Genomic DNA, 15,594 nt, shown 5'->3' with positions numbered 1-15,594 from the left:
CTTTGGTTGTCCCTTAATAGTAAATTAATATATGATCTGCCTGTTTTGTTATAGGTTGCACCCTTATTTAGAAGGACTTGACTTTAATAGGGAAATGAGTATCTTTAAATGATTAATGAATTTACTCGCAGAATATTGTAGTATTGTAGAACACATGTGAATCAACTGAAGTCCATATTTTAATCAGTCCGCGTTTACCACATTAAGCACCAAAAAGTACAGGCATTTATGCAACAATTACTGGAGCGTATACAACAACATGGTGATCAGGCTGCATTTCGTGAATTTTATCTGCTATACTCGCCGCAGCTGCTAACTTTTGCCTATACCTATACCAAAAGTAAGTTTGTAGCGGAAGAGGTGATCAATGATGTTTTTCTAAGCCTGTGGAAAAACCGCTCACGGTTGATAGAGATCTCCAACATGAAGGTATATCTTTACAGAGGAGTTAAAAATGGGATTATCAACTATTTTACGCGAAATAAGGAATGGCAGCACCTGGATATTGATGAGATTGCAGATGTGGAGCTGAAATTCAGTGCAGACCCCGAAGAAATCCTTATTACTGCTGAACTGAGGAAAAAGATCGAAACAGCCATTGCTTCGCTGCCACCCCGTTGCCAGGTTGTGTTTAAACTTATCAAGGAGGATGGTATTAAACATAAAGAAGTGGCCGAAATATTGGATATCTCCCTGAAAACAGTAGAAAATCAGATGACTATTGCAATCAGGAAAATTAATGAGGTGATACAGATTCCCGTAGGGAAAAAGATAGTGGAAACAAATATGAAACAAAATCAATAAGACCAGAATATTAATATATTAAGCAGGGGCTTAGGGGTATTTGAAAAAAAATGTGTCTTAAAGGGTGGAGGGTAGGTAAATTTAAATATATTAATGAAGGACGATAAAATTGCTTTATTATTATCAAAAAAGCTGGCGGGCGATGCAACCGGGCCGGAACTGGAAGAATTGCAGCAATATCTGCAACAGCATCCGGAAGAGGCATTTACCTGTGAGATCATAAATGGTATAAAGCAGGACACAGATAGTAATGATGAAGAGCTGAGGAACCCCGGGAAGTGGGCTGCCAACAATTGGAGTAAGCTGGAACTGGCACTGAATGAACCAGACCAGGCTCCTGCCTTGCCTGATACCCCTCAGTCAGATTATAATTTATCACCTGTCCGTAAGTTGTATTGGTATAAGGTGGCTGCTGCGGTAGCTGCAATAGTCATACTTACTACAGGCTACTTTTATTGGAACCGCACCAGTGCGCCAGTGCCGAATGGGATTGCAAAAAATCAGATATTGATGGAAAGGGGAAACAGGTCCAGTGTAACACTACCTGACGGTACGCTGATCTGGATGAATAGTAGCAGTAAACTTACTTATGGGGATGATTTTGCCCGCGGTAACCGGGATGTATACCTGGAAGGGGAAGCCTATTTTAACATCCGGAAAGATGAAGAACACCCTTTTATTATACATACCAAAAAGATGGATATCCGGGTATTAGGTACTGTATTTAATGTTAAAGCCTATCCCGAAGACCCGATGACAGAGGCGGCGCTTTTAAGTGGCAAGATCAGTGTTGTGATAAAAGGAGAGGGGGAGGGCCGTAGCAGTGATATTGTTTTATCGCCCGAACAAAAGTTAATAGTAAAAAATACCGCAAAGCCAGATGGTGATTTCTCAATGGATGCATTAATGGACTCGGCTGCTGCAGTGAAAATTGTAGCTGTTAACTGTGGGGAGGAAACTACCAGTTGCGATGAGGTAGGATGGGTATTTAATAAACTGATTTTTAAGGATCAAACATTTCAGGCATTGGCAGTACGAATGGAACGGTGGTACAATGTAAACATCCATTTTGAAGATAACTCCCTGAAAACAGAAACTTTCAACGGAGTATTTGAAAAAGAAAATATAACGGAAGCCTTAAAAGCCTTGCAACTGACCACAGATTTTTCTTTCCGGCATGAGGGTAATAATATTTATCTTAGAAAGTAATACCTTGATCTATAGTTTAATATTGATACCAACCATATAAAACGAAAGTTCTGAGACAGGGTAAATGGGTAAAAATTTATCCGATATGAAATTAAGGGTAGCATTGGGAATACTAATGTGGCTAATGGTGGTAAAGCTCGGATATGCCCAGGAAAGATTTAATTTTAATTTCCGGAATATCCCGCTGAAAAAAGCATTGGAAAGAATTGAGCGAAAGAGTGCCTGTAAATTCCTATACAATAATAAAACAATTGCCCATCATAATGAAGTAAGCCTGCAGGTAAGGAATGTTACACTTCCTGAGCTCCTGGGTGCTTTGTTGGGTAACACACTTTCATTTAAAATATTACGGAACAACCTGGTAGTGATTGTTCCGGTGGATACCAAAACAACTTTACTGCAATTTACTGGTATTGTTACCGATAGTGCGGGAGCACCACTCGTAGGGGCAACTATATCCGCAAAAGATATGAATAAGGTGCTGGTCACTGAAAATGACGGCACTTTTATTCTGGAAGCCCCCCCTGGCATGGTTCTTACTGTTAACCACCTTGGATACTACAGAAAGGAGATTCTTACTGGCAGAACCACCCGGCTCAATATTGTATTAAAGAAAGAGATCAGTGTCTTGAATGAAGTAGTGATCACTGCACTGGATATACGTAAAGAAGCCCGTGCAGTAGGTTACGCTGTCCAGAATATCCAGGTAGCAGGTTCCCATATGATCCGCGCCCATAACCCGAATGTTTTAGCATCTTTAGCCGGAAAGGCTGCAGGCCTGGGAGTACAACAGGCGCATTATATGTTTGATGATCCGAAGATCTTTTTACGTGGTAAACGTCCTTTGATTGTAGTAGATGGTGTGCCTAACAACTCAGGATCCTGGAATCTTAATATGGACGATATTGAATCCATTACCGTGCTTAAAGGGCCGGTAGCGGCGGCATTATACGGCCAACAAGGTGCTAACGGGGCCATTCAGATCACTGGTAAACGTGGTGCAGGAAACGGTACCCGCAAGTTTTCCGTAGAGTATAACAGTACCACCGAACTGCAAACCAGCTTTATTGCTATTCCTGAAGCCCAGCATGAGTATGGTCCGGGCGAATATTTTAAATACGCATTTAAAGATGGGCGTGGGGGCGGAACATTTGATTACGACTATTATGTATGGGGCCCCCGTTATGAAGGACAGCCTATCACACAATGGAACAGTGAAACGGATGCCAATGGTAATCTCATTCCCTTACCCTGGCTGTCAAGAAACAATAATAATATAAAAGACTTTTTGCGGAGAGGTATACTATCCACAAATAATGTCGCGGTATCCAGTAAAACAGACCAGGGAGATTTCAGACTATCACTTACCCAGCTGTATCAAAAGGGTATTGTACCTAATACCCACCTGGGTGTTACTACTGTTAATTTATCCGGTGGGGTGAAATTGGGGAAAAAGGCTCACATTGATGCTAACCTCAGTTACAATAAACAATACACCCCCAACTATCCCAGTATCAACTATGGACCGGAAAGTCCTATCTACGAACTGGTGATCTGGAACGGCAGCAATTTTGATATTAATGATCCACGATTAAGAAACTACTGGTATCCGGGAAAAGAGGGCACCCAGCAACAGTGGGTGGAATATCAGCATTATAACAATCCCTGGTTTAATGCATATGAATACCTGAAGGCATACTATAAAGATGTGTTTACCGGGTACACCTCCCTTTCATATAAGTTCAATGATAGGTTTGATGCGCAGTTTAAAACGGCTATCAATACTTTTTATATTAATCAGCAGCATTCTTATCCTGTTTCAGGATTGTACTATGGCAGGGATTATTATAAGGTAGGTGGTTATAGTGAATCCTATGACCATTATTCGCAAACCAACACAGCTGTGATGCTTAATATGCAGCAACCCATAGGAGACAAGATGGGAATAAAAGCATCTGTTGGAAGCAGCTTGGAAACAATTCAGACAAAAGGTATTTCTGCTAATACTTCCGGTGGGCTGGTGGTGCCAGGTATTTATACGCTCCAGAATTCCGTAAATCCCATCAGCAGTGCATTTACCAATAAAACTAACGCCCGGGTACTGAGTGCTTACGGTTATGTAGATATCCACTATAAGCACTTACTTTTTCTGAATATGACAGGTCGAATGGACCGTAACTCTAATATGCCGGAACGTTATAGTACCTATTTCTACCCACAGGCTAGTGTAAGTGCAATCCTGTCAGATGCAATAAAATTTCCCCGCCCTTTTTCTTTTGTAAAACTGAAGGCTGCCGTGACAAGCGTAGCGGAAGGACTGGGGCCATATGCATTATCAGAAGTATATTCAAAAGGAACTACCTGGGGAGAAAACCCCTCCTTACAATTCGCGGCCAATAACATATTGTACGATAAACAGATAAAGCCTGCTTACAATACCAGTTACGAAGCAGGGCTTGAAATGGGATTTTTTAATAATCAGATAGCACTTAAATCCCAGTTTTATAAAACATTTGATGGCCCGCAGATCTTTCCTTTGCCGATTTCTGAAGCTTCCGGCTATTCTACTTTCCAGACAAATGGTCTGGTAGTTGAACGAAGGGGAATAGAATTGGAATTAAATGCACGCCCTTTACAGTCAGGAGCCTTTAAATGGAATATGCTGGTTAACTGGGGCACTAATGTTGGATATCTTAGAAAAGTATATAATGAACGCAGCAGCTACGCACGAATCAAGACAGGAGAACGATATGATCAGCTGTTTATTCATGCTTTTGAGAGAAATCCTCAAACAGGAGCCCTCCTTTATTATTCGGATGGTACACCGGCAGTAGACAGTCAGCGCCTGGCTTTTTATGGCTATACTAATCCCGACTGGACAATGGGTACTACCCAAATGTTGTCATACAAAAAATGGAGCCTGGCACTGGAGTTTGACGGGAGCTATGGGGGGAAGATTTTTAATTTTGTGAATTATAAAATGTGGCAGTCAGGTACACACGAAGCCTCTGCTAATTATTACCGTTACCAGGATTGGCTAAACAGGGATAAACCAGGTTATAAGGGAACACGTGTGGGAGTGGGGGATATAGTAGTAAGTGGTGAGGTGTTACGTGATCAGGCAGGTAATATAATTTCAGATAACCGGAAGTTTGCGCCGAATACAACTCCTGTGCTGGAACAAATATGGGCTAACTCTTATGGTGCCTCAGATGAAATCAATTATCAGAGTAAAACCTATTTTAAGCTAAGAGGAATTACCCTCACTTATCAGCTGCCGGAAAAGGTGGTTAATAACAGTAAACTGATTACAGGTGGGAGCATATCATTCATAGCCAGGAATGTGCTCTATTTTTCACATACCAGGCAGATTGATCTGGATCGCTGGACATATACAGGCCAGAGTGATCTGGAAGAGCCTTCTGTTAGAAGTGTGGGAATAAACGTAAATCTTAAATTCTAATTGCAGGCCATGAATATTTATCACAAATACAAATGGATTTTATTAATTGCAGCAGGCATTTGTTGCTTGCTGTCCTGCAAAAAAATGGCAGAACTAAGGGTAAATCCTAATAATGGCACAAAGGCTTCCCCGGATGTATTGTTGTCAGGTATACTACAACAGATGTATTATTTCCCCTGGAATGATGCGCAGTATAGCAGCCAGTTTCATTGCCAGCTTACGTCTTACTATGGTGACCAGAGTTATAATTTTGGTGCTGCAAAATTTTATTACGCTGCTATCAGGAATATCGATCAGATGGTAAAGGAAGCAAGACGTACCGGAGGAAAAACGATGCAGCCCTATTATGCCTTGTCTTATTTTTTAAGGGCGTTCTTTTATATACAAATGACAGGTCAGGTAGGAGATATTCCTATGAAGGAAGCGATGAAAGCGGAAGATGGGATATTTGAACCTCCTTATAATACACAGAAGGATATTTATCTGCAATGCTTGCAATGGTTGGATATGGCCAATGACAGTCTCACCGAAATAAATAATCAGCCTTTATTTTTAGTGAAGGGAGATGTTTTCTTTAATGGCAATCTTGTCAAGTGGCAAAAACTGGTAAATGCATTTCGTTTGCGTGTATTGATCAGTTTGAGCGAAAAAACGGATGATCCTGATATGCAGGTAAAAGCACGTTTTAAAGAAATTTTTGAGCATCCGGAACAATACCCTGTTATTACGGATAATGATGATAACATGCAGATTACCTATACTGGGGATAATACGGCTAGTTATAATCCGGGATACTCGGAAACCCCAGAGGCTGCTGCCCGAAAGCTGCCTCTGGCCCGTGTTTTTGTAAGTTTGTTGACCGGACTAAAAGATCCCCGTTTGTTCATAATGGGATTGCCGGCTCCCATTGCGGCTAATAGCGGAGATCCGGATTATGCACTTAAGTTTACTTCCTACCGGGGAGCATCCACAGGTTCTTTAATGTCTGTGCTCAATGATTCCCTCGTGGATGGTTATTTTTCTATTCCTAATTATCAATATTGGTTCATGTCAAAAAAGGGGGTACCTACAATACAACTTGGTGCGGCTGAAGTGAATTTCACGATTGCAGAGGCAATCAACAGGGGATGGGTAGGTAGTGGTAATGTAGCATTGGCCGCACAGTATTATGAATCAGGTATTAAAGAGGCTTTACGCTTTTTTGGAATCCGGGCTGATAGCATAGCAGATTATCTTGCTCAGCCAACTGTAATATACAAAGGAAATAATGCTGCCGGTTTAAAACAGATCCTGGAACAAAAGTATTTGTCCTTTTTTCAAAATTCCGGGTGGGAAGCATTTTATAACCAACGTAGAACTGGTATTCCTGCTTTTGATATAGGCCCCTCCAATAAAAATGGTGGTAAGATTCCCCGCCGCTGGTATTATCCCCAGTCAGAATACCTCAATAATTTTACACATCTCAAAGCGGCACTTTTAAGGCAATACCAGGGCGCCGACAACCTGAACAGCAATATGTGGTTATTGCAATGACCTGTCTCAGCCTCATTTTCTCTTTTATAAAAAAATATTTATCCCTTTGGGGGTAAGTGTAAAAATCCGTGTCTTACAGTAGAGTATTATGATTGTAGCGGTTGGCAAATATACCAGGATATGAAAACTAACAAAACAACCAGGAACTAAGCAGGCAACACCCACATCTAAAAATACGATTGCATGAATAAAACTATACCTGTGAAAGGATGGCAGCTGCCTCTTTTTGCATTAGTTACCGTATTATTATTAAGTTATTGTAATAAACCGGTGTCTTTCTATGAAGAGCTGGGGGCAGACTCAGTGAGTGTGAATCTCACCCGGAAAAAGGTATTGCTGATCAATATACAGGGAGCGCAGGGGAATACGGTTAGGGATGCTAATACTCCAAATATTAAGGGATTGTTATCAAACAGCATTTACAGCTGGGACGCTGTTTGTGATACCGTGTCTACAGACCACGTGGGATGGGCAGAATTGTTGACGGGTGTAAGAGGTAAGAAAAATGGCATTACAGATGGATCGTATATAGATAACCGTTTGGTGGAATACCCTTCTTTTCTGAGCCGTTTAACAGCTGCCAATGATAAATTAAAGCTCATCAGTATCAGCAGTGTGGCTACACTAAATGACACTATTATTCCTGCGGCATCTGCATCTGTAATCGTAAAAGCTGCCACTGATGCGGCAGCAAAAGATACGGCCATAAACCGTTTGAAAAATGATCAGGCTGATGTTGTAATGGTAAGTTTGCGGGAGGTGAATGAAGCTGGCAAACAACATGGATTTTCACCTGCCAGCACTGCTTATATGTCCGCGATTGAAGCGGCAGATCAGCATATTGGCGAAATACTGGCTGCTTTAAAGGGCCGGGAAAATTATGCAAAGGAAGACTGGATGGTGATTATTACCTCTAATCATGGAGGAACTGCTGCGGGTACCTATGGGGGAAACAGCTTTAATGAACGGAACACCTTTTTAGTATTCTACAATAACCGTTTTGTATCCAAGGAAATTACCATGCCATTGGTAAATGTTCCCTATGCTGGTAAGTACCCCTTTTTCTATCGCGCAGACAATAAAGACCATGCAGCATATACCAATAACCCGGCTTTTCACTTTGGAAGTGATGTGAGTTTTACCGTAGAATTTAATATCCATACTACAGGATCCCAGCAGGATAACCCGATCGTAACAAATAAAAACTGGAATAGTGGTGGTAACACCGGCTGGATCATCTTTATTGCTAATGGTAATATACGACTCAATTACAAGGGCGCTTCCACAGGCCGTTTGGATATGGGGAACGGACCGCCGGTAGCAGATGGCAAATGGCATCGTGTTACGGTTGTGTTTGACCGTCAGAAAGAAATTGCGATGTACAAGGATGGTGAATTTTTTGTGTCCGGACCCAATATAAAAGATAAGGGTAATGTGGATGCAGGCTTACCGCTTACTGTGGGAACACATGCTATTCTCAATTATGATTACTATGGCCCTAATGATGGCTCACTTAACAGTTATGTAGCTGATATCAGGATTTGGAAAACCGTTTTGTCGCCTGAAACGATCCAAAGCTGGGCATTCAGATCTGTTACGCAGGCACATCCTGACTATGCCTCATTAATTGGTTACTGGAAGGCCAGCAATGGAGATGACGGGGATGTGGTGTTGAAAGATGATAGTCCAACGAAAGCAGATCTTACCATACAGCATGGTTTACGGTGGGATTATATTGATGAGGTTTTAAATCCTTCTTCTATAGATGCTACGGCCTTCGTTCCGCAATCAGTGGATCTGCCCGCTAATGTGCTTGCATGGATGGGATTGAAGCTGCAACCTTCCTGGCAACTGGATGGCAGAATACTGATACTGCAATAATGCAGTGAAAATATAGGCTAACGAATGCCGACCCAATTTTGATGCATTTACAAGTAAGTAAATATATACTATGATCAGATTTTTACCTGCTGCTTTACCCGGCAGAACATTCGGGGTAGTGGCCTGTATATTCACCATTGCCGGCATAACAGGTGCTTTCCAAAGTTATGCACAGACAACGCCGGCAACAAAGCAGGAAAATATACAGCCGGATAGTATGAATGAAAAAACGGTTGCTGTAAAGTATAATCTCCATACACAAAAAATCATTACTTCAGCAACAGGGACATTACCTATTAGTACTGTCAGAGAATTACCCTACAGTTACCTGGGGCAGGCACTGGATGGAAGAGTAAGCGGCGTTACGGTATTGCGCAATTCAGGCGAACCCGGGATAGCACCATCTGTACTTATCAGGGGAGCGGCAGTCCCCATCGGCAGTTATGCTGATATGTTCGATAACCAGCCTTTATATGTGGTAAACGGGGTGCCGATGATTGCAGGCAATCATCCTTATCCCCTTGCCATCAAACAATTTGACCTTAATGGTATTGGTAGCGGGATTGATCTCAATACGATGGTAGATATGAATAATATTACCGGCGTAGAAGTACTGAAAGGAGCAGAGGCTACCGCACAGTATGGTGCACAGGCTGCAAATGGTGCTATTCTTATCACCACTGCCAGGCCGGCTGTGGGTAAATACCGTATCGGATTGAATGTATATGGGGGAGTAGCCGTAAAGCCAACCATGAATTCAGGGAACGGTAGAAATATTGTCAATGGTGCTTTTCAGCGCGATTTTGTCATGCCATTTTACAACAAATATGCCACAGCAGCTGAATGGGTTAATTTCCCTTCTTACCTGATGGACTCCACTCAACAAGCATATTATGGCGCTGCAGATTGGGATAAACTTTACTTCCGTAATGTAATACAGCATGGGGTGGGAGTGAATATTTCCGGTGGGAGTGAAAGAGCAAATTTCCGTTTTGGAGTTGGAGAGCGTACAGAAAATGGTGTAGCGGATAAAACCAGCCTCAAACGGTATAATGTGTATTATGATATGATGATGGTGCCAGTGGAAAAACTAATTATTAATACTTTTGTGCAGGCAGCTACTGCCCGCCGGGATCGTAACCGCTCTATGCGCGAACGTTATGCTGAGCAAGAATATTTTCCTGATCAGCAATTGCCATTGCCACCGAATAAATTATACCTGGGAAAATATTACGGCTATCTCGATGAAGGGATAGATGATAATGCAGCCACTAACCTGCAGGTAAAAGTAACCGCTCAGTACGAATTATCTAAATACCTTTCTGTACAATCGCAGTTATCAGCAGACTACAATGATAACCAACGCAACCTGTTTGTACCGGCAGCGTTGAATGATGGGAATAGCTTTAATAGTTATTATACAGGCGTAAACAGACGGGTAAGGGTAAATAACTTCCTGTTGTTTAATAAGGAAATCGCAAAGGGGCATGCATTAGGTATTCAACTGGGACAAACCTGGCAGAGTGACCAAATGAAATACGATTATATCCGCGGGTATCGCGGGCCTTCTGATTTTATCAAGCTGATACAGGTTGACCTGAACCCGGACAACAAAATCTGGATCACGCATGACAGGTCTCTGGTTTACAGGTACAAGGATTATCTGAAGCAACAGCTGGTCTCTTTTTACGGACATGTTACTTATGATATCCAGAAAAAATACAGCGCCACACTCTCGCTTCGTAGTGAAGGTTCTTCTTACTTTGCCAATGGATATCATTGGTCAGTATCTCCTGTACTGGCATTAAACTGGGACCTGAAGAAAGAACCATGGTTACAATCTTCCGCTCACTTGAACGCACTTACCCTAAAGGCCAGTGGGGGAAGAACAGCACGTTTGCCAATAGATGATTATTATGGTTATGGACCTTATTATACAGTGGATATCGGGTGGGGAGGTAATGAGAAAATCTCCTCTTATGCCTCCTTTCCGACTTTAGGTATGCCCTTTAGTAAAAGTTATGTGGGAGGTGGTGTTAACTGGCCATATACTAATCAGTGGGATGCAGGTGTAGCGTTGCGTGCATTTGATTTTCTGGATGCAGCGGTAAATGTTTATTCCAAAACCAGTAAAGACCTGCTGGCGCCTATACCGGTAGATGCTTCCTATGGTTTTTCCAGCCAAACCGTAAATGGTATGGATGTACGGAACAGCGGTGTTGAAGCAAGTGTACAGGGGACCTTCAAGTTATCTCCTGCATTTAAGTGGGTTTCTTCTATCGTTTCCCAATATAATACCAGCAAGTTATTAAAACTGCCTGGTAATCTGGAGGCTATCAATTATGGTAACCGGAGGTTACAGGTAGGCAAAGCTACTGACCAGTTCTGGTTATTACAGAATGAAGGGATTTATGGTAGTGATGATGAAGTGCCGGTGTCTGCAGCTGGTAAAAAACTTACCTATAATGGGATTGCATTACATGCCGGAGATCCTAAATGGAAAGATGTTAATAATGACTTTGTGATTGACGATAACGACCGTGTGTTGCAGGAGCATGTGATTCCTCCTGTCCGGGGTGGTTGGAATAATAGTTTTCAGTATAAGAACTGGTCGCTGGACATGTCGTTCATGTATGCCTTGGGAAATCACCTGTTGAATGGGGATGTAGCTAACCGGTTCAACTTCGTGAAACGGGAAGGGGTGAATGGTATGGATGGTGTGAAAGAATTAAGCTTCTGGTCTTCAAAAACAAACCTGGATAATTACCCCCGGTACAATCCCTGGAGTAAGGTAGACCCATATCAGGTAAATCAGAACCTGTTCCTGGAAAAAGCGTCTTATCTGAAACTGCAGGCGGTAACATTGCGTTATGACCTGACCAGACTGCCAGTAATACAACAGGCTAAGATCAGACAGCTGCAAGTGTATCTTACCGGCAGCAACCTGTTTACATTAACTCCCTATTCCGGATATGATCCTTCACTGGCTGATTATTACGGATATGATTATGGTTATGCGCAACCATTACCAATGACCTTTTCCCTTGGGGTAAATATTGATTTTTAAATTCAAGCATGTCATGAATAAATTTTTTATCCGGATAGGTAGCGTTGTTTTTACAGGCATGGTATTATCCATGTCCTGTAAGAAAGCCCTGGATGTACCACCCACGCATATGGTACCGGTAAAGCAAATGTGGCAGGTGAAGAATGATGCCAGATCGGCCGTTTTTGGTACCTATGGTTTGTTAAGGGCTGCCCTGTCAAATAATAATGCTTACCTGGCTTATGGGGAGTTAAGAGGCGGAGATTTTGTAAGCACTTCCCGTAGCGATATCGCGGCAGTAACCGAAAATGACCTGAGGTCCAGTGAAGCGGTTGTAGAAGAATGGAAAAACTGGCGGAGATTTTATGCAGCAATAGCACAGGCGAATCTGTGTCTGGAAAAGCTGGCTAAAGTTAAAGAAAATGATTTCAGGTATACTGCGGAGAACCTGAAGCTGGATATTGCCAACGTACGTTATTTGCGTGCGCTTACTTATTTCTATCTCGTTCGTATATGGGGTAACGTACCGCTGATTACAAAGACAGCAGAAGGCACATTCCCACAAGTACAAAAATCGGACAGACAAACGATACTGGATTTTATCACACAAGAAGCACAGGCTGCTTTGAATGATTTACCCTGGCGGTATAATGGACAGTCACCGGAGCAGTCCGGGCTTTACTGGGAGCAAAGTGACAGTCACTGGAGAGGGATTATTGCCAATAAAGGCGCTGCTTATCAATTACTGGCACATATTGCGGCCTGGAGAGGGAATTATCTGGAAACAGAAAGATATACCAAAATAGCGATTGATAATAAAGCACTTGGGGGCTATGATATTATTGATATTGGTAACCTCACCAATACACAGGGAGGTGTTTTCCAGGGGCAATCAGCCAATGTATTGCTGGCACTGCCTGCGGATAAAGAATTTCAGGAAGCTTCTGCCAGTGGGCATATAGAAGACTGGACGCTGGCACTACCTTATGTGTCCAGAAAAACACCGGATATCTATATCCCGAATGATACTATCCTGCAAATATTTAATGAGAAGAATGATAACCGGTTTGGCATTAATGAAAGCGGCACTGCATTAGGTAATTATTTTACAGGTTTTGGCAGCCCCATTCCGATGTTCAGCAAGATAAGACAACTCAGTACTACCGGTGCAGATCCTTTGCGCAACTACCAGTCGGCCATTGTTATTTTCCGGTATGAAGATCTCGTGTTGCTGCGTGCTGAGGCATTGATCTTCCTGGGGGATCCTGATAAGGCCACGCAACTGCTCAACAGTATCAGATCCCAGCGCGGGCTTCCCGAATACAAAGTAGCGGACGGTCATATTGCAGATGCGATCCTGAAAGAAAGAAGGAGGGAACTGTTGGGCGAAGGCTGGCGCTGGTTCGACCTCGTGAGATTTGAACAGGTGCCTGGTTACACCCGTTTTACAGCACAGGATATAAAGGCAGGAGCATTGTACTGGCCACTTTCCAAAGAGGTAATGAATGGCAACCGGGCGCTTCAGCAAAATGAATTTTGGCAACATTAATACTGATAAGATGAAACAAAAATATATATGCTATTGCATCCTGGCTGCAGGACTTATGCTGATCAGTATTACCGGCTGCCGGAAGGATAACAGCTATACCAGATATGAGCCTGTACAACGTTATACCGGTACTATTCAGCAATACCTCGCCTCCCGTACAGACAACTTTGATTCTATGTTGCTGGTATTGAAAAAATCAGGTTTAAATACACTGTTGGAAAAAGATACTGTTACGTTTTTTGCACCTACAGACCAGAACTTGCTGGCAGCATTAAATGGATACAATATATACCGGCAAGCCAATGCATTGCCTCCTGTGGTATTAAATGATATCGATTCTGCTTCCTGGCGGGTAATTCTGGGCCCCTATATTATCCCGGGTCGCTGGGAAATGGCAAATTTTACAGAACAGGACGGACAGATATTAAACTCGGTGGTGATGCGCAATATGCATGGTAAGGTAGTACATCAGGCTACCAGTGGTGTAAAAGATATAGGTCCCGGTACCATCCGTTTTTCTTACATGAACGGATCCCGCTTTGAGCGCGATTGGTTATCTGCCTATGTGACTACCTCAAATATTAATGTGGATAATGGGGTGGTGCATGTGCTGGAACCTGGCCACTTATTAGGGTTCAACTTTTTTGCGGATAAGGCAAAAGAGATGCAGAACCTTTATTCAGAAGAGCGTGCTTTTGCTTCCGGTTCCCTTACTTTTCCTAATACGGATAGCAGGATCTGGACGCTGCGGGTAAAGAAACTGACGGCTATTGATGCTAATACGATAGAAACGGAAGGTGCTGATCTGCTGGCATCTGATTACAGGATCCGGTTAACTATTGATGCGAAGGATTCCATCACACTGGTGCCTGCTCCAGGCAGTGCTAATCAGACCATAGAAAAAAATGGCCCTTGCTATTTTGATCCGGTTACCTATACCTACCGGTTGAGTTACCGTTATCTGGGAGCTGATGGTTACCGGATAATCAGTGAAACGATCAAATATATTGCGCAGTAAAAAAGGTTGTTTACCTAAATATTATGACAATGAAGTGTTGCCAAAATTTCTGGAGTGTTATACTAGCAGTGCTGGTGCTGGCATCCTGCCGTAAGCTCCCTGAAAAAAAGGATTACCTCAGCAAGAATGCCAACTTTGATAAAAAGGATGTGTATGAACCTTTTATGGGACGCACCGCGCTGGAGCAAACAAATTTCAACGCTGATGGTTCTTCCTATCCCATGATCTTTACCGTTGAAAATATGCGCCGTAAAAAAGATGGCGCAGCTGCACCAGAACTGTCTGAAAAGATAAAAGTACAACAGTGGATAAGAGACTATGACGGATATGAAAAAACACTGGAAGAGATTGAAAAGAAGAGGATATGGTCTGAAAAGAATTTCTTTGAAATAAGATCTGGATCCGGAGACTTTATTTTCTGGAATGCCTCATCCGATAAAATTCGTACTTACCCTGATTCAGGATATGTTTTTGATATCAAGATTGTGAATAAGGGGAATGAAAGGGTGATTAAGGATTTCTGGTTACGGCCATTGAAAGAAGTCCCATACGAGCCATATGAATACAATATGTATACCCGTGAGCGTAAGCAGGAAACCAGACAAACACCTGATGGTAAATCTTACCGGGTACCATATACGATCCATCCTGGTGTAATACAGAATATGTACTATACAAAGGACAGCCTGTTTACAGACACGTTGGTTTCCGTGTATATCCAGAAAACCGGTATAAAAGGGCATTCCCTCACTTTCAAGTTTGTAGATCAGCATTTTAACCCTATTGATCCTGCTAAGTTTGGACAAACCAAATGGGATGAGCTGGTACATGGTTTTGACAGACAACAAACTACCACAGGAGTTACCTATCAGGTTGCTTATCCCATACCACTCACCAGTTTAAATACAAAGTATGCGGCAAACGGAAAGGCCAGGGTTTCCTTCGGATACAGCCGGAAAGGTTTCGGGGGAGGACGGGTGGATGCCAACTTTGGACTTGATTTCGCTATTTATGAGCCAGGTGATTGGACAATTATGTTCTTTTTCCGGAGGGATCCACTTTTTGAAAATGATTAATAACTACAATCCATC

Annotated in this window: 9 protein-coding genes; all 9 read left to right on the top strand. The window is 42.4% G+C overall.

Features of this window, described 5'->3' with window-relative positions; all coding sequences use genetic code 11:
• Positions 1-228 precede the first annotated feature (228 nt).
• The 9 genes from ABR189_RS13605 to ABR189_RS13565 all read left to right on the top strand — a co-directional run bounded on the left by ABR189_RS13605 (position 229) and on the right by ABR189_RS13565 (position 15,579).
• Positions 229-804 (top strand): RNA polymerase sigma factor, encoded by a 576-nt coding sequence (locus tag ABR189_RS13605; protein WP_354661053.1) that lies wholly within the window; start codon positions 229-231, stop codon positions 802-804.
• Between the two features lie 93 nt (positions 805-897).
• Positions 898-2,013: a FecR family protein gene (locus ABR189_RS13600; RefSeq protein WP_354661052.1), complete on the top strand. Its 1,116-nt coding sequence runs from the start codon at positions 898-900 to the stop codon at positions 2,011-2,013.
• 85 nt (positions 2,014-2,098) lie between these two features.
• On the top strand, positions 2,099-5,476 hold the full coding sequence (locus ABR189_RS13595; protein WP_354661051.1) for a SusC/RagA family TonB-linked outer membrane protein: 3,378 nt from the start codon (positions 2,099-2,101) through the stop codon (positions 5,474-5,476).
• 84 nt (positions 5,477-5,560) lie between these two features.
• Positions 5,561-7,009: a SusD/RagB family nutrient-binding outer membrane lipoprotein gene (locus ABR189_RS13590; RefSeq protein ID WP_354661050.1), complete on the top strand. Its 1,449-nt coding sequence runs from the start codon at positions 5,561-5,563 to the stop codon at positions 7,007-7,009.
• Positions 7,010-7,192: 183 nt separating this feature from the next.
• Entirely contained in the window at positions 7,193-8,890 is a 1,698-nt protein-coding gene (locus ABR189_RS13585) for an alkaline phosphatase family protein (RefSeq protein WP_354661049.1), read from the top strand.
• Between the two features lie 70 nt (positions 8,891-8,960).
• Positions 8,961-11,957 carry a SusC/RagA family TonB-linked outer membrane protein gene (locus tag ABR189_RS13580; protein ID WP_354661048.1) on the top strand — a complete coding sequence of 999 codons (2,997 nt, stop codon included), beginning with the start codon at positions 8,961-8,963 and terminating at the stop codon, positions 11,955-11,957.
• Between the two features lie 13 nt (positions 11,958-11,970).
• Positions 11,971-13,485 (top strand): RagB/SusD family nutrient uptake outer membrane protein, encoded by a 1,515-nt coding sequence (locus ABR189_RS13575; protein ID WP_354661047.1) that lies wholly within the window; start codon positions 11,971-11,973, stop codon positions 13,483-13,485.
• Between the two features lie 10 nt (positions 13,486-13,495).
• Positions 13,496-14,503 (top strand): fasciclin domain-containing protein, encoded by a 1,008-nt coding sequence (locus ABR189_RS13570; RefSeq protein WP_354661046.1) that lies wholly within the window; start codon positions 13,496-13,498, stop codon positions 14,501-14,503.
• Between the two features lie 29 nt (positions 14,504-14,532).
• Positions 14,533-15,579 carry a DUF5007 domain-containing protein gene (locus tag ABR189_RS13565; protein ID WP_354661045.1) on the top strand — a complete coding sequence of 349 codons (1,047 nt, stop codon included), beginning with the start codon at positions 14,533-14,535 and terminating at the stop codon, positions 15,577-15,579.
• Positions 15,580-15,594 lie beyond the last annotated feature (15 nt).

Origin of the sequence: Chitinophaga sp. H8 (assembly GCF_040567655.1) — a bacterium.
Lineage (GTDB): Bacteria > Bacteroidota > Bacteroidia > Chitinophagales > Chitinophagaceae > Chitinophaga > Chitinophaga defluvii.
This window is presented reverse-complemented; position numbering and strand designations above follow the sequence as displayed.

Bases quoted from the DNA above. Each gene is read 5' to 3' on its own strand.
- ABR189_RS13605 (WP_354661053.1), top strand. From the start codon at position 229: ATGCAACAATTACTGGAGCGTATACAACAACATGGTGATCAGGCTGCA.
- ABR189_RS13600 (WP_354661052.1), top strand. From the start codon at position 898: ATGAAGGACGATAAAATTGCTTTATTATTATCAAAAAAGCTGGCGGGC.
- ABR189_RS13595 (WP_354661051.1), top strand. From the start codon at position 2,099: ATGAAATTAAGGGTAGCATTGGGAATACTAATGTGGCTAATGGTGGTA.
- ABR189_RS13590 (WP_354661050.1), top strand. From the start codon at position 5,561: ATGGCAGAACTAAGGGTAAATCCTAATAATGGCACAAAGGCTTCCCCG.
- ABR189_RS13585 (WP_354661049.1), top strand. From the start codon at position 7,193: ATGAATAAAACTATACCTGTGAAAGGATGGCAGCTGCCTCTTTTTGCA.
- ABR189_RS13580 (WP_354661048.1), top strand. From the start codon at position 8,961: ATGATCAGATTTTTACCTGCTGCTTTACCCGGCAGAACATTCGGGGTA.
- ABR189_RS13575 (WP_354661047.1), top strand. From the start codon at position 11,971: ATGAATAAATTTTTTATCCGGATAGGTAGCGTTGTTTTTACAGGCATG.
- ABR189_RS13570 (WP_354661046.1), top strand. From the start codon at position 13,496: ATGAAACAAAAATATATATGCTATTGCATCCTGGCTGCAGGACTTATG.
- ABR189_RS13565 (WP_354661045.1), top strand. From the start codon at position 14,533: ATGAAGTGTTGCCAAAATTTCTGGAGTGTTATACTAGCAGTGCTGGTG.